The following is a 15,318-nucleotide window of genomic DNA, read 5'->3' on the forward strand; positions in this document are numbered from 1 at the left end:
CCACCTCGCCGCGTAGACGAGGTGCGGCTATCGCATGATCGCCTGTCTGCTGCCCGGATACAACTTCAGATCTGGCGGTGGCCGTATGCCACAGCGCGCCGTGCTGGACGGCGATCGCGTTCGCGACCGGGCTGCCCTGGACAGCAGCCCTCTCCCGAGCGCCGCTGGCTAAGATCCTCCGACCGACATCGAGCGCAACTGTTCACCAATAAGACGACGATGCACGGCTGGCACAACGCCATCTCGAAGGTTCTCGACAAGCAGCCGCTCATGGCCGATCACGTGCACCACAGCCGCTGCAAGTCCTGCCGCCACTGGCTCTACCTCCAGCGCTCGCTGAATGGCGGCAGCGTCCTCCGGCCGGCCGCCGTTCGCGGCGATGTGGCGAAGCGCGGCGGCGGCGTCGTGCAATAGGTCCGCTTCTTCGCCGGTACATGGATTGGTGAGGATTTCGACTTCGAAGTCTTCCCAACCCCTCGCCGGGTCGGGCTGGAGCGCCGCGTCCGGGTGCCTCCTGACACCAGCGAGGCCGCGCACGCTGCTGTGCGCGCGGATCTCGTCGACGATCGCCGGAACCAGCTGTTGAAGTGCCGCTGCGGTCTCTCGCGTCGTGGATGTCCCTGCCAGCGAGGCCCGCAGTCCCTCTGCCACTGCCGCGCGCTGGTCGTCGCCGGTGCTGGCGAAGCGCACCAGACATTTGGTGATCGGGGAGAGATCTGTCGGGTTGGGCTCTGTCAGAACCTTCAAGCCGTGTGCGACGAGCCGGTCGCGCCACCTGGGGTAGGAGCGGGCCATGCCGTCGTCGATGATGTCCAGCGCAAGCCGCGGACCGATCGGTACGGCCCGGCCGAGGCGGTAGTCGGCGTCCTTGTCGTCGATGGTCTCGACGAGACAGATCAGGGCGTCGTGCTGATGCGGCTGAGGAGTGGAGAAGAGCTGGCCTGCTGCGAACAGCCAGGTGTTCCGCCAGTACGGGCTGGCGGCCGAGGAGCGGAGGCGTTGAAGGACGTCGTCGAGCAGCCCTGTGGTCAGGTGCATGGCTGCCATGAGCTCTTGCAGGGAGCGGACATCGAAGCCGTAGCCCTCGGTGCCGCGGGGCGCGATCAGGACCAGCCGTTTGGTGGCGGCATCGAAGATCTTGTCGAGCAGGGGGGCGTCTTTTCCTGACGGTTTGAACCCGGCTTCGTCGAGGACCTGCCACGCGATCTGCCGCAGCTCGGCTGCCGTGAGGCTGGCGTAGGAGCGGTCGCCCGTCTCGGCGCGCACCTGCAGCTCAAAGCCAACCCGCTCGTGTAGTTGCTGGATCTGCTGGCCGAACTCCTGCAGCATCCTGTGCAACCCACCGGGCTTGTCACGTTCTCGCCTGAAGACGGTGTCGTAGTAGCCCCGGAAGAGGCTGTAGCGGTCGGGGGCCAGCTGGCCGGCGCCATCGATAATGATGGTCAGGATCAGGACTTGCAGCGGGGTCCTCAGCAGATGTTGTAGCGCCTCGTCCTCCGCGGCCTTGTACAGGCGTGTGAGCACTCGTTCGATGCGGTCGAGGTCCGTGCGAAGGCGCACCTTGGTCGCGAGCTTGCCGTAGCGGACGGCCTCGGGTAGTTCGAGGAAGTCGAGATCGATCCGTTCGAAGTGCGCGGGTGCGATGTTCTCGGTGTAGCCGACCGAGCGAGTGGTGAGAACAACCAGCACGTCGCAGTTGTCGGCCTCAGCGGTGTTGACGAACTCGGTGACGCGCTCGATCAGGCGCTTGCGCACGGCCGGTTCGGTGACTTCGTCCAAGCCGTCTAGGACGAGCAGCCAGGGCCACTTCTGCATCCAGGTCTTCAGCGCCCACGGCTTCACCTCTCCCATGTCGGAGCGGCGCGAAACCTTATGGGCGATCCACCGAAGCAGAGTCGAGTCGTCGCTGAGTCCTCCTTCTTGGGCGTACAGTGCCAGATCGACGCGCATCGGCCATCGGCGGTTCTTCGGCATCTCACGGCCGAAGCGCTTCAGTGCTACCGCAGTGCCCCTGATGACGTCGCGGTGCCCGTCGCTGAGGTCCTCGGCGTGTTCGAGCAAGGCCGCTCGGAACACCTGGATGAGGAACTTGGAAATCGTCGTCTTGCCGTTGCCGGGCGCGCCGGTGACGATCAAGTGCCGGGGCGCCTCCTGAGTGGTGACGCCGGGAGCGAGCACATGTTCGGCGCGGTCGAGCACGTACTGCACCACGCTTGCCCGCCGTGCGCCAGCGGCGAAGGTGATGGGCAGGTCGATGGCCACCTCGTGGACGGGAATCCCCTGACCGTCACCACTGCCCGCCTCGTCGAAGTAGATGAAACCCTCGCCCATGAGCGTGGTCTTGGCGTGCTCCCGGAGCCCTTCTTCGAGGTCCTTCGGCGGCACGCTGTCGGTGAGCTGTGCCAACGCAGCGAACACGTCGCCAGCGGTGAGGAACCCCGGAAACGCATTGCGGACACCCGGGTGCACCCTGAGCAAGGCCTGGATCTGGTTGCCGTCCCAGATACGCACCTTCTTGATCCGCTTCAGCCGCGCCAAGCGCGCAATCCGCTCCTCTATGGCTTCGGGATCGACCTCCCGACTGTTGTCGGCAAGGCGCTCCAGATAGCGCTTGATGTTCTCGTTGAGAAAGTCATGGCCGCCGACCTGCGGAAACGGCGTAAGCATCACGTTCGTGATGATGATCAGAAAACCGGGAACCGGATTGCGATCTCCGTAGGGGTTGGCCCAGTCATCGAGTTCGCCGCGGACCTGCCCCCACAGCCAGACCGCATTCTCTTTGTGGCTGGCCGAGCTGGTCGCCCGATGCTTCACCTGCAGGACGGTGTACCCCTCCCACACCTCGGCAGGCTGATTCTCCATCGGCTTCCAGATGAGCGGACCGCGGTGGTAAAGGTCCCGCCCACCGTCCCGGCCTGAGCCCATCACCTGGACACCCGGTCCGAAAGAAGCGACCGCCAGGCTCGCCGCAAGGTCCTGGAAGCCTGTTGGACCCAACTTCTCCAAGTCGTCGCTCACATCACACCTTCTCGACCACCCTGTAACCCTGAGCAGGCTGCCTCAGTCCCGAGGGCAGCCTACGCGGGCAGGGCGCCAGGCCAGGCCGCCGCCGCGCTCAGGAAATCCTGCACCTCACGGCCGATGAGAGTCGCCCCGTCACTGCACGCCCACTACGACTCGCCGAAGTGGCCCTCCTCCTCGCCGAGCAGCAGCATGACGTCGTTGATGGCCAGGGTCGACGGCGGCGGTGGTCCGTCCCCGTGCGGTCCTTAGGCTTGGACGTCGAAGCCGTGAAGACCCGCCGCGCTGACGACAAAGATGACGCGCCCGCGCGGCGCGACAGCGCAGTCCCGAATTGTCGACCCGATCCGCATTGCGGCTTGCGTCGACCGCTCCCGGCACCACACGGCCACAGCGTCGTCGCCAACGACGGCGAGCCAGGTGCTGTCAGGGCCGATGAGCAACTGCCGAAGACCGCCGGCAATGCAGGTGTCAACCTGGTCAATCCGCTCGCCGGTGGCGGGATCCCAGACCTCGACGACCGGGTCGCGGTAGTTGTTGATTCGGTCGTAGCGACCAATCGTGGCCAGCCAGGTTCCGTCCGACGCGATTCGCATTTCGCCGACCCCGGGCCGATGATCGGTGGTGAACCGGCCAAGTTCGGCTCCGGTGGCAGGATCCCAGATCTGTACCACGCCGTCGCCGTTGCTGTCGCCGACGCCGAGGGTCGCCATCCAGCTCGCGTCAGGAGCGATGCCGACGTCGCGAACGCCGCGCCAGTGGCCGGTTTCAATCCAATGCTCCGCGCCCGATGCTAGATATCGAACCCGCACCATGCGGTCGTCGCGCCACATGCCGCCGTCACCACGGCTGCCCAGGGTGACCAGAAAACTGCTATCCGGTGCAATCTTCACGCGGCCGACGCCGAGCGGATGGCCGAGTTCGCCCTGCCAACGCAGCGTCCAATCGGTGGTACTCCAGATCCGCGCCGGGGCCTCGGTGCCGTAGGGGACTGAAATGAACCAGGTGCCGTCGGGGGCGAGGCACAGTCCTCCCCTTGAATTGCCCGTCTCAAGCTCGTGCAACGGCCGTCCGCTCACCGTGTCCCAGACCCGAGCGGTCTGGTCCGCTTCTCCGCGCGCTTCCTCGGTCGTGATCATCCAGTCGCCGTGTGGAGCGATGTGTACTTGCCCCACTCCCCGGTCCCCGGTGTCGAACTGCTGCCGTTGCACGCCGGTAATCGGATCCCAGATCCGTACCGTCGGGTCATACTTGCGACCGTAGTACGACTCGCTCTCGCCTGTGGTGGCCAGCCAGGTACTGTCGGGCGCGACGTGCAGGTCCCGCACGCCCCCGGCATGTCCGGTGTCGATGTAGTGGCGTTTCATCCCTGAGTGCGTGTCCCAGATGCACAACATCGGATCAGAGTCGAAAACCTTCCCGGCGGTGGCCAGATAGGTCCCGTCGGGGGAGGCGCGGAGCTGCCGCAATCCGCCTCCGCGTGGCCCATCCTCCTCCTCAACCAGCTTGGCGCGACCGGCGGGATTCCAGACCCGCACGACGGGATCGCCGCCGTAGCCATTACCGCCGGTGGTCGCCAGCCAGTCGCTACTCGAGGACATGTGCAGGCGCGACACTCCTTCCGGATGAGAGGTGTCGATCCGATGGCGCCGTTCGCCGGTGGCGGTGTCCCAGATCTGCATGACTGGATCGGCACGTCTGCTTCCGACGCCCTCCGGCTGGCCGGCGGTGGCGAGCCACGTGCCATCGTTAGCGATGAGCAACTCTCCGACCCCGTCGAGATGGTCGGTGTCGAGTCGCCTCCGAAGCTCCCCGGTCGCTAGATCCCAGATCCGCACCACGGGGTCGCCCTCACGATGGTGGCGGTTACCGGCGGTAACCAGCCAGGTCCCGTCGGGTGCAGTACGTAACTTTCCCAGACCGAGCTGATGGCCAGTTTCCAGCCGGAGTCGCTGGGTGCCACTGGCAAGGTCCCAGACCTGCACAGCGGAATCGCCGACGCCGTAGTTGAATCTCTCGATGGCGTCGGCGGTGGCGAGCCATGTGCCGTCGTGGCCGGTGTGAAGTTGGCCGACGCCTCGGGGGTGTTCCGTCTGCAGTCGGCTCCGTTCCGTGCCGGTTGCCAGGTCCCAAATCCGCACCACCTTGTGACGATCGTCCCTCGTGGCGTGAGAAGTCGTCGCCAGCCATGTGGTGTCCGGCGCGAGGAGCATTTCGCGGGCGCCGCCCAGGCCGAGGCCGATCTCCAGCCGCAGGTCCCCGGAGGCCAGGTCCCAGACACGCACCACTGAGTCATGGTGATCCGCCGAGCCAAACCCACCCGAGGTCACCAGTAGGTCACCGAGGGGTCCGATGCGCAGATGCGCGGCACCGGAATAGCCATCGCCCTGCAGGCGGTGGCGTCTGGTACCTGTGGTCGCATCCCAGATCCGGAGGAACGGGTCGGGACGGTGCCCGGTGCGCCCAGTCGTCGCGAACCATGTCCCGTCGGGAGAGAGATCGACAGTGCCTACCCCCAACGGATGGTCCGTCTCGACTTCGAGGCGCAGCCGGCCGGTCGCCGGATCCCAGATCCGCACTACAGGATCGACGGTAGGAGTGCTGATCCCTTCAGTGTGACCGACGGTGAGAATCGAACGCCCGTCCTCGGCAATGAGCAGCCGTCCGATTCCGTTGGGGTGGCCTGCATCGATCTCGTGATTCAGCGATCCAGTTGCAGGATCCCAGATCCGTAAGGTGCGATCAGGGTGCCGTCCGCGATCGTCCGATCCCGACGTGGCGAGCCACTCGCCGTCTGGGGCGATGCGCATGTGCCTCACGCCCCGTTCGTGTCCAGTATGGATGGCCCGGCGGAGAGAACGATCGGGCTGGTCGGGCGGTCGCCAGCGATTGGACAGCCGAGGCCGGTTGGTCAAGGTGCGGACGAACGCGTCCACCCTTGGCTGAAGCTCGGGCGTGCCGTCGAGCCTGCTTGCGAGAATATCGTCGAGGGACGACGCCGGCGTGACGTGCGCCAAGAGATCGGCATTGTGCCGTAGCGCTTCAACGAGCGCCGCCGCTCCGGCCCGGCGGGTGTTCACGAGGTCGGCTTCGGCATAGGCCGGGCCGTCGCGGCGGATTCGCGCCGCTGTCCAGCGCAGGTCAGTGACTAGGTCATCGCGCTCCTCGACGAGTCCCGCGGCGGTGAGGTGGTCGATCAGGTGCCGCCACAGGTACCGCTCGCCGTCGGGCAGCGTCCACCACGCCCCGGCCTCACCCAGGACCCCAGCGGCGGCAGCGACCAGCGCAGCGTTGGCGCTGATGGCGTGGTCGGGCCCGGCGGAGTCGCGCACGTACGTACGCAGAACGTCGTGCAGCCGGAGGCCGGGCTCATGCTGCGCCGCAGTGGCGAGCGACGCCCCGACGAGAGCCTGCCCCAGCTGCTCGGTCTGGAATGCCGTCAGGCCGCCAGTCTCGGACCACAGGCGACGCAGCACGGCGTAGGGAATGTCGGCACCCTCCGGGAAGATGCCGAGTTCCACGTAACGGTCGCGGGAGCGCGCCGGCAAAGCGTGAAGGCTCGCATCGAGGCAGGCTCCAACCATCTCGTGGCGTTGGCGGGTGGTGATCCTCCACGGGTTGTCCAAGCCGGCCGGGCCGGCGCTCTCGAGCTGTATGGCGACCAACTCGGCGGCTTCGGCGAGTGGACGTTCCGTCGTGGTGAAGCGTGCGATGGTCCGGTTGGTGATGGCGAGCAGCAGCGGCCATCGGCCGGTTGCGCGCAGCAGCCGCGGCAGGACGGAATTCGGCAGTGGCTCGGGCTGGTGAGCGGCGAGCATTGCGGCAGCCTCGTCATCAGTCATGACATCCAGCTGTATGGCGGGAGCCGTTGCCAGCGCCGGTAGTTCCCAGCGAGTGGTAGCCAGTCGGTGGCAGTTCGGGCCACCCAACAGGAAGGGCCGGATCTGGTCGTCGGACCACACGTCGTCAACGATCAGGAGCGTGCGAATGCGGCGCGCGGCGAGCGCGTCGCCGAGGCGGAAGCCGGCTTGCTGCGGGTCGGTGGCGTCCGGCCGCGTGCCAGTCAAGCGTTCGCTCAGGTCGTTAATCCGCGCGGCCAGGTCGTGGCCGCGTACGTCCTCGCCGAGCTCGATCCACAGCACGCCGCCGGGGTACTGCGCGGCGACCGCCTGGCTGTGGCCGGCTTGAGCGGCGAGCGTCGTCTTACCGAAGCCGCCGGTGCCACGAACCACGGTGACATCGGGCTCGCGCCGAGTCGGGGCGGTGACCGCGGCCAGCAGTTCGCCAACTGGGCCGGGCCGACCGATAAGGGCCGCCGGCAGGGACGGCACCATCTGCGGGCGATCCGGGGTCGCGGCGGGCGCGGCCGATTGGGGGCGCCCGCCGCTGGTGCGGCGGCGGCCGGCCCGTCGGGCTGCATGCCACCACTGCTGGACCTGATCAGACAGTGCCTTGTCTTTGACGCCCGTCCGCGCTAGCAGGAACGCCACCAGGAACCGGAACTCGCGCTCTTTGGGCTTGGCCGGCACCGAGTCGCCCCGTAGCCAGTTGCTCAACGTTGCGTCCTTGAGCTCGACCGCCGGTTCTTGCGCTGCGCCTTGGCGTACCAGAGTCGCAAGGTCCGGACGGCCCGCCGCCTCGTACAACGACTTCAGCTGCTCCTTGAAAGCCGTGGTGATCGGCTCCTCACTCACCTCTTGGCCCTCCGGACTCCGAGCGTGCATCCGGACCGGAACACCACCGGAAACATCAGTGACCAGCCCATTCAGGCACCGTAGCGGGATGACGCTACGCCGGAAATCGCCGTGTCATGCCAACTGGGAAGCCACACGACCCATCCCGCCCGGCCCAGGAGGTTCCGATGCTCCCGCTTCCCGCCCTGCTCGACGACGCCGCTGTCGGCATCGCCAGCGGCGGCCTGCTGTACACCGCCAGCATCACCACCGCGGCCCTCGTTGCGCTCCTCGCACCCACGCCCGCCCGCCGCCGCGACGCCCGCAAGGTCCTCGCCCTCCTGCTCCGCCGGAGTGTTACCGAAAACCCGAACCCCGGTAAGCCCACCCAGCAGTAAAGTTTCTACGGCCCAGGAAGCCGGCAGCGGCGCCAGGCCGCACCCGCATCACAGAGACCACTGGCAACTCGTCGCGTTCTCCCCACTAAGGCGGAGGTGACGGGGTGCCAGGGCGAGCACACGCAGACAGGCTGATGTGCCGCTACGAGCAGCCTGCGCCAGTACGGTTGCCGACGTCGTAGGGTGCTGTCCCCACGATCGTCTTCGCGAGCCAGGTCGGTCGACGGATTCTAGTGCTCTAGAGATCGTCGGGCCACCAGTGTGGATCGAGGCTCTTGCCGTGGCCTTGAGGGCAGGTTCCGTAGCCGGTGCTGGAGACGTTCCAGTGGTGATAGCAGAACGGGGCGTCGCATTGACCGCAGAATCCGGCATCGTCGTAGAAGCCGGCGCCGGTAACGGCGGCGTACCGGTAGGGCTGGGTGAAGGCGACGGCGATCCGATCCGCATGGGCCAGGTCCACCGGTCGGCCGAGTCCGTTGCCTGCCTCGATCCCAGAGAACAGCAGCCACCACTGCTGGCCTCCGTCGCGCTGTCGCGCGGCGTTGTAGGCGTCGCGCTGTACTGGTGCCCAGCGCGGCCAGTCTGCGGGACGGGTACCGGGCGCGACGAGTTCGATGTGTGCTGCCGGTCGTCCGCACACCGCGCACGGTGGCTCTGCTACGAAGGCCTCGGGCATGACTCAACTTCTCCTGCCTATTAGTTGGATACGAGCCGTCTTGGACGACCGGGCGTCGATGCCGGCGGCGGGACGGACGCAACCGTGCCGCCGCCGACATCGCCATCTACTTACGATCTTGGGGTTTGGGTTGACGGCTGCTGAGCATGCGTACGGTGGTGCTCAACTTGATCGGCGCATCGTCGGGACCCCTGAGGAAGGGGTGGATGTAGACGGGGCGGCGGAGCGCTCGGCCAGGGCCGTGGGCTTGGTTGCGCCAGTGTCCGGAGACCCAGGACCGACTAATCTCAGGGCCCCCAGGGCTGCCTGGCATCTTCTCGGCGTTCGGCCTTGGACTGGTGCGGCGGCCGCGTATCCGCACGATGCGCACCTCGGGTACGGGTCGGTTGGTGCGGGCGTAGGTCTTGGCGACGGCTCTGTCGACTCGTGCCGCGGTGACGTCTGCAGCTTGCTGGGCGATTAGCAGCCACGTCGCGACCAGCGCTGCCGCCGGATGGTCACCAGGTGTCAAATGCTGTTCGGGGAGGTGGGTTGCCCTCGTCGGTGCGAGCCAGCCGACCTGTTCGCGTAGCCGTTGCAGCGGTTTGCCGTGCAGTCCGCCGCCGATGGTGCGGTAGAGGACTATTGTCCGGCCGTGGGTGGTGGTGGTCCAGGATGCGGCAGTGAGTTGCCGGTGTGTCACTGGCCGGGGCCAGATGAGCATTCCGTCGGCCGAGGGGATGAGGCCGCGGCTGATGCGTACGTCGGGCAGCTGTCCTGCCGCGTGCTCAGCCAGGCCGGTGAAGTCGTTGTCGATCCAGTACAGGTGTGATCGTTCGAGGCCGGCGGCTATCTGCCGACGTATGTCGTTGATTCCGAGCGCGGCGGGCAGGTTGTCGGTGCCTCGGTAGAAGCGGGTGAGCCGGTCACGGACCTTGGGCAGCTCTGGGGCGGTGATGGTGGTTGCCGGCCACGTGGTCGTCGTGATGAGCGTTCGGCCGGCGAGTCGGGCGTTGAGGAACGCTTGGTGCAGCTCCTCGATTCGAGTTCGTACGTGGGGATGGTTGGCGAGGCCGAGCGCCCGTACCGCACGGTCGATGACCTTGTCGTTGCGGCCCTCGTCGATGTGGGTTTGGCAGGCCGCGCATGCTGCCCAGAAGTCGCCGAAGTCTTGGACCAGCCCTGCAGTGGGGCCGATGGCGATGGCGGTCACCTCGCCGCCCTGCAGCGTCCAGACGGGGTATGGGTCGCCGCAGAAGTCGCAGCTTCGACGCACGGTGTCGAGGCGGCTGACCGGGACGGGCGCTGGTTCGTGTCCGTCGGTGGCGAGGTGGGTCGGGTGCACGTAGGTGGGTGGCATGCCGAGGGTGTTCAGCGGTGAAAGGCAGGTCTGGCAGGCCATCTCTTCGTGCGGGGCGGTCATGCCGTGGCTCCGTCGGCCGGCTGGTGCCGGTCGCGGAGGCGAGGTCCGCGACGGTGCTGCACGGGCGGCATGGTCATGCCCGGCTGGTAGATCGCGTGGCGGTTCCGGCCGTTCTGCTTGGCGTGATACATGGCGATGTCGGCGCGGTGCAGCGCTACTTCGGTGAAGGGGTCGCTGGTGTCGACGAGCGCCAAGCCCACGCTGGCGGTGATGGTGACCGTGGCGAAGCCGCCGTCTGCGGGAAGCGCGACGGGTTGGGCGATGATCGTGGCGATGGTGTGGGCGACGCGGTCTAGGTGGTCGGCGTGCGCCGGCAGGAACAGGGCGTATTCGTCGCCGGCGAGCCGCGCGGCGGCACCTTCGTGAAGAGCGGCGATGTCGGTGATGCGGTCGGCGACTTGGATGAGGAGGTCGTCTCCTCGGCCGTGGCCGTGGGTGTCGTTGACGCGTTTGAAGTCGTCGAGGTCGATCAGGGCGACGATCATGGGCCGTGCGGGGCCAGTTTCGGCGAGGGTCGTGTGTGCGGCTTGCAGGCCGGCGCGGTTAAGCATGCCGGTGAGCGGGTCGTGGAGCATCGACCAGGTGGCGTCGGCGAGTTGGGTGCGGAGGCTGCGGATCGTCGGCCAGGCGGTGAGCCGGCCCAGGGCGAGCGCCACCACCGCGGTGGCGATCATGATCAGTGGTAGGGACACTGGGTTTCTCCTTCACTGGAGAACCCGGGACGCGATCGTTTCGAGGCGGCGCGTCCCGGGTCCTGATACGGCGACGGCCCGCCTCTGGGGCGGGCCGGGTTTGCGGTTCGTGCCGGACGGGCTCACGGCATCGGTGTTGACGCCGACCTCCCCGAGGAGGCGTCATCGGGGCGGTTCAGTCAGCAGTGCCCGTGTTGACATGCCTGCGAGTTGGTGCCGCCGTCGGCGCGCACTGTGACTTCAAGCGGGGGTTGGTGTCAGCGGCGCACCGGATGGGCGGCCTGGTCGGCGCCGAGTCTGGCGGCTAGGTCGGCTGGTATCTCGGCGTAGGGCGCGACGGCTATAAGCACCTCGACCGGGTCGAGAATCGTCTCGATCCGGCCGAGGTGGACGGTGTCGGGCTGGTGGTGGGGTTCGGTGACCGGGTCCCAGGTGAAGTCGACGACGGTGGCGACGTATGTGCGGTGGGGGTTCCAGCCGACCTGGATGGTGTACCGCTCGAACCCGGGCTTGGGTGTGAGGGTGTACAGGCTCATCAGTTCCTTTTCTAGGGTTACTGCCCATGCCCGGCGCGCCCTGTGTCCGAAGCAGGTCCTGCGGCGGTGGGCCGCTGGCGTGGGTGGATGTGCCGGGCTGCGCGTTGCGTCGTCGTGGCTCACTCCCCCGTCGTGGCCGACACTGTCGGGCGCCGGCGGGGTCTGCTCCGCGGCAGTCGAGGAGGGTGCAGCGTGTGTTGCTGCGCCCCTGCCCAAAGGGCGAATGGGGTGCCGGCGGCAGGTGCGCCGATACTCATTGCGGCAGGTGGCGGGAGCGTTCCTCCGCCACCTCGATGATCTTGTCGCGTCGCGCGGCGGGCAGGTCGACGAGCAGGTCGACGTAGTGCTGCTCCTGGGCGGTGAGTGGTTCGGCGAACGCCGCCTTGTAGGCGAGGCGCGCTGCCTCGTGTGCGGCCTCGATCGGGCCGCTGTGGTCGTAGGCGGAGGTGACCTGGCGAAGTTGCGCGGCCGCCGTGAGCGGGTCTCGGGACAGCGTGGTGTCGTAGAGGCGGAAATTCGCTGGAAGGTTGGCCGCGGTGATCGCGGCGATCAGGCACAGGTTGGCTTGGACGTCGTAGGCGAATGCCTCGTCGCGGAAGGGCGTTTCTCCGCGGGCGCGCAGGGCGGCGCGGTTGGCGTTCCAGTGCAGTCGGGCTTCTTCGGCGGTGCGGGCGAGTGACAGCAGGATGCTGCGAATGGGATCCACCGTGTTACTCCTGTTCGGTACGGGTGTTCGGGTTCGAAGGGCTGGGCTGGTTGCTGCCAGCCGCCTGCTCGAAGACGGAGGGCGGCAGACCGGCGTGCAGGGCCTGCAGGAGCAGGTCGGCGAGCTGGTAGTCGGGGTCGATCTGCAGGGCACGTTCGACGGCCATGAGGGCCAGGACGCCGTCGCCGCAGCGCCATGCGGTGAGCGCGAGGACGGTCGCGGGCGCCGGCACGAGCGCCTCGCCTGCGCGGCGGGTGACCTCGGCCCAGAAAGTGACGTGCTGGTCGTGCGGTTGAGTGAGATCGACGGCGAGGTCCCGCACGGGCCGGTGTGTCAGCAGCACGGTCAGCCAGGCCACCTCGTTGTCGGAAAGACCCCTGCCGTCGTCGTGCTGTCGCAGCGCGCTTCGGACCGCATGCACGCCGGCCTCGTACACCGCGGCCCTGCCGTTGGTCTCCAAGGCCGTCATGTGGGCGGTCGCCTCGGTCGTGGCGTGTCGGATGCCGTCGCCGGTGCTGTCGACTGTGGTGAAGCGGCTGGCCACTGCCGCCCGGTCCGGCCTCGCGACGAGCCCGGCGACGGTCGCGTGCACGGCGACGAGCGAGGTGGTGGGTTCGACGGGGGTTCCCTGTGGTGGGCAGCAGCCGGGGTCGCCGCAGGTGAGGCTGAAGATGCGGCTCTCGGTGACCCGCAGCAGTTCCCGCACGGTCAGGCCGGCGGCGGTGAACGCGTCGCCGACGCCACGCAGTGCCGGGTCGATGTGTCCCTGGGCGCCGTAGCCGACGATCACGAGGTCGGTGATCGGTTGCTGCCGCTGCACGACCGGGACGAGGTGAGCGGTGAGGTCGCCCAGGTGATGTGCGGGGGATCCGGGGGCTGGCAGGTCGCCTCGGGCGGCGAACACGATGCGCCGGTTTCGGCAGGCGATCACGACGATGCTGCCGTCGCCGGGATGGAAGCCGATGAGGTACGGCACCGCGGCCGCCAGGTCGGCTGAGGATCGGACTGTCAGTTTGTTCTCGGAGGACGACACGTTGATCTCCCGTCATAGTGGGGTCGGTAGAGGAGTGAAAGCCGGCGGGACGGCGCAGTCGTCGCGCATAGCGCCGATCCACTGGCAGGTGCCAACCGAGGGCAGCCAGTGGGAGGCAGGGCCAGTTGGCATCTGCTCAGGGACGCAGAGATTCGGCGGCAGACGACTCAGTCGCTGTCGGGGTCCAGGTAGAAGTCGATGCCGTGGCTCTCGACGGTGGCGGTCACCGTGACCAGGTCGTCATTGATGTCGGGCAGTGCCCGGGCCAAGTCCGCGCGGACGAGGGCTTCGGCCGCGGTGGTGGCGTCGGCACGGGAGGCGTGTCCACGGAGCCACATCTCGTACTCGTGTCGCCACGGCATCCGCCAGCCGTCCTGATCGACGGTTGCGTTGTCGGGGATGGTCCAGCCGTACGAGGTCCATGGCCGTGCCTCGTCCGGGTTGATCGTGGTGACGGCGCGCATCCTGTGTCGTGCGGCGTCGCAGGCATCCTCGGCGGTGCCGTCGCCGACGGGCAGCGTGAGGTCGGCGATCACCGTGACGAGGTGTGCTTGAGGTAGGGGGTCGAGCCCGAGGTCGACGAGGAACTGGTTGACCCGCTGTGCCGCGTGCTGGTGTACGCCGCCGAACTCGTCGTCGACCAAGGCGCGGATCGCGCGGGCCCTGATGCTGCGCCGCAGGCCCGCGAGGGCCTGTACGGCAGCATCACGCGCCGCCGTCGCAGCGGCGAGCTCATCGGCGTCTGTTAGCTGTACCGCGCCGGCCGCAGGCTGCGCATGGGTGCCGATGGGGTCCGGCGTGGCCTCGTCAGGGTTGTCGGTGCGCTGCCAGATCGGCGTGGTGAGGGTGATGCCGGCCTCTGCCAGCGCCCGCAGATGGGTGTCCGTCGTGGTGCGAGCGATCTCGCGCGCGTCCGCCTCCCGGACCGCCGTGGCCCAGGTTTGGAGCATGACCTGCACGGTGATCGTGTACCGCTGCGGTCCGGGCGCGTCGTCGCCATCGGGGGCGGGTGCCACGTCGATGACGTGTTGCGGGTAGACCGCCATCGCCGGCTGCAGCAGGCGCAGTTCGTCCGGTACACCCCAGCGCGCTTGCTCGCGAACCTCGTCATGGTTGGTGTGTGACCGCGTGTACACCAGCTGCGCTTCGGCGGAGACCGTCCATCGTTGCGGCAGCGGCTCCAGGCCCCATGTCGCGAGGGCGTCCTCGCATCCGGGCCGACAGATCAGCCTGCTGCGCAGCGCGGCGATGAGTGCGCAACGGGCCTCGACGGTCAGAGCGGCCCGCTGCTCGATGGCAGCCGTCGTTTCGGCATGCAGAGCACGGGCCTGGTCCGCCGGGCTCCCGCCGGTCATCGCTGCACCGCCGGGCTGCCGGTAGTAGCTGAGGGCATGCCCTTGACCAACCCGGCGCGTGCAGCCACCTGAACGGTGGGCCTGTCGTGAGCCGGATGTACGTCGGCGTGTTCGCCGACGGCCGCGAGGGTGCTGCGGAGGAGGTCAGACAAGGTGGGGTGGCGGAGGTCGGCTGGGACCTCACCGTCTGTCAGGTGCCGGGTGGGACGACGCATGTTGTCCTCCGTAGGACAGCAAGAAGGCGGCCACCGGTTGGTGGCCGCCTGAAGGGATGGATGAGCCGCGCCCTGGTCGCGCATGGGCGAGGGCGCGGGGCTTGTACGTGCCAGTTCCGAGGCTTGCGGCGGCGGCCGACCATTGCTGGTGGGCGCGATGCCGTCGCGCGAGGCATCAGATCAGAGGCACGTGAAATGTAAGGAGAGCTCTCAAGCTAGCCGGTCCGAGAGCGCCGTTGGCGGGGCTGTCAGGTTCGGCCTCCTGGCAGAACCTGACAGCCCCGCGACCCCGACCTCGTGTCGGGTCTGCTGACAGCAGCAGGACTCGACGGGACTGGGTCCCGACTAGCTGATCTCGTCAGCGGCTTGGTCAAGCACTCTCCGGCGCCGGCCTTGCCAGGTCCGAAGCTCCTGGGCATGGCATGGCCCTCAAGGGCGGCGGAGGACCAACACGTCCTCGTGTGCCACCAAGTGCACGGGGATGCCGTCGTCACGGCTGCGGCGGACCGCCATCATCCCGAACATGCTGGCCCGGTGAACGACCTGCCCGTCGCGGACGGCGGCGAGCATCGCCGCCCGCCGCGCCACCCCGCCCCGCCCCCCCGCGTGCG

Annotated in this window: 10 protein-coding genes and 1 pseudogene; 1 reads left to right on the top strand and 10 read right to left on the bottom strand. The window is 68.0% G+C overall.

The window, feature by feature from the left end; genetic code table 11:
- Positions 1 to 168 precede the first annotated feature (168 nt).
- Positions 169 to 3,018, bottom strand: coding sequence for a hypothetical protein (locus tag AB0C20_RS04550; protein WP_357567346.1), 2,850 nt, complete (start codon positions 3,016 to 3,018; stop codon positions 169 to 171).
- A 251-nt stretch (positions 3,019 to 3,269) separates the two neighbouring features.
- A complete protein-coding gene (locus tag AB0C20_RS04555) occupies positions 3,270 to 7,715 on the bottom strand; it encodes an NB-ARC domain-containing protein (RefSeq protein ID WP_357567347.1) in 4,446 nt (1,481 codons plus the stop codon).
- 167 nt (positions 7,716 to 7,882) lie between these two features.
- Between AB0C20_RS04555 and AB0C20_RS04560 the strand changes: the two genes are divergently transcribed.
- Positions 7,883 to 8,092 (top strand): hypothetical protein, encoded by a 210-nt coding sequence (locus AB0C20_RS04560; RefSeq protein WP_357567348.1) that lies wholly within the window; start codon positions 7,883 to 7,885, stop codon positions 8,090 to 8,092.
- A gap of 238 nt (positions 8,093 to 8,330) precedes the next feature.
- Here AB0C20_RS04560 and AB0C20_RS04565 read toward each other — a convergent pair whose 3' ends face one another.
- The 8 genes and pseudogenes from AB0C20_RS04565 to AB0C20_RS04600 all read right to left on the bottom strand — a co-directional run.
- Positions 8,331 to 8,768, bottom strand: a complete 438-nt coding sequence (locus AB0C20_RS04565) for a hypothetical protein (protein ID WP_357567349.1) — start codon at positions 8,766 to 8,768, stop codon at positions 8,331 to 8,333.
- 106 nt (positions 8,769 to 8,874) lie between these two features.
- Entirely contained in the window at positions 8,875 to 10,170 is a 1,296-nt protein-coding gene (locus AB0C20_RS04570; protein ID WP_357567350.1) for a hypothetical protein, read from the bottom strand.
- Positions 10,167 to 10,862 (bottom strand): GGDEF domain-containing protein, encoded by a 696-nt coding sequence (locus tag AB0C20_RS04575; protein ID WP_357567351.1) that lies wholly within the window; start codon positions 10,860 to 10,862, stop codon positions 10,167 to 10,169. Before AB0C20_RS04575 ends, AB0C20_RS04570 begins: the two co-directional genes overlap by 4 nt.
- A 257-nt stretch (positions 10,863 to 11,119) precedes the next feature.
- Positions 11,120 to 11,398, bottom strand: a complete 279-nt coding sequence (locus AB0C20_RS04580; protein WP_357567352.1) for a hypothetical protein — start codon at positions 11,396 to 11,398, stop codon at positions 11,120 to 11,122.
- A gap of 253 nt (positions 11,399 to 11,651) precedes the next feature.
- Complete coding sequence (locus AB0C20_RS04585) at positions 11,652 to 12,104, bottom strand: hypothetical protein (protein ID WP_357567353.1); 453 nt, start codon at positions 12,102 to 12,104, stop codon at positions 11,652 to 11,654.
- A gap of 4 nt (positions 12,105 to 12,108) precedes the next feature.
- Positions 12,109 to 13,137 carry a DUF4192 domain-containing protein gene (locus tag AB0C20_RS04590; protein ID WP_357567354.1) on the bottom strand — a complete coding sequence of 343 codons (1,029 nt, stop codon included), beginning with the start codon at positions 13,135 to 13,137 and terminating at the stop codon, positions 12,109 to 12,111.
- A gap of 167 nt (positions 13,138 to 13,304) precedes the next feature.
- Entirely contained in the window at positions 13,305 to 14,492 is a 1,188-nt protein-coding gene (locus AB0C20_RS04595; protein WP_357567355.1) for a hypothetical protein, read from the bottom strand.
- Between the two features lie 644 nt (positions 14,493 to 15,136).
- Positions 15,137 to 15,318 (bottom strand): annotated as a pseudogene (locus AB0C20_RS04600) (site-specific DNA-methyltransferase); the annotation flags it as partial.

Origin of the sequence: Micromonospora sp. NPDC048843 (genome assembly GCF_040649965.1) — a bacterium.
GTDB lineage: Bacteria > Actinomycetota > Actinomycetes > Mycobacteriales > Micromonosporaceae > Micromonospora > Micromonospora hortensis.

Bases quoted from the DNA above. Each gene is read 5' to 3' on its own strand.
- AB0C20_RS04560 (WP_357567348.1), top strand. From the start codon at position 7,883: ATGCTCCCGCTTCCCGCCCTGCTCGACGACGCCGCTGTCGGCATCGCC.
- AB0C20_RS04565 (WP_357567349.1), bottom strand. From the start codon at position 8,768: ATGCCCGAGGCCTTCGTAGCAGAGCCACCGTGCGCGGTGTGCGGACGA.
- AB0C20_RS04570 (WP_357567350.1), bottom strand. From the start codon at position 10,170: ATGACCGCCCCGCACGAAGAGATGGCCTGCCAGACCTGCCTTTCACCG.
- AB0C20_RS04580 (WP_357567352.1), bottom strand. From the start codon at position 11,398: ATGAGCCTGTACACCCTCACACCCAAGCCCGGGTTCGAGCGGTACACC.
- AB0C20_RS04595 (WP_357567355.1), bottom strand. From the start codon at position 14,492: ATGACCGGCGGGAGCCCGGCGGACCAGGCCCGTGCTCTGCATGCCGAA.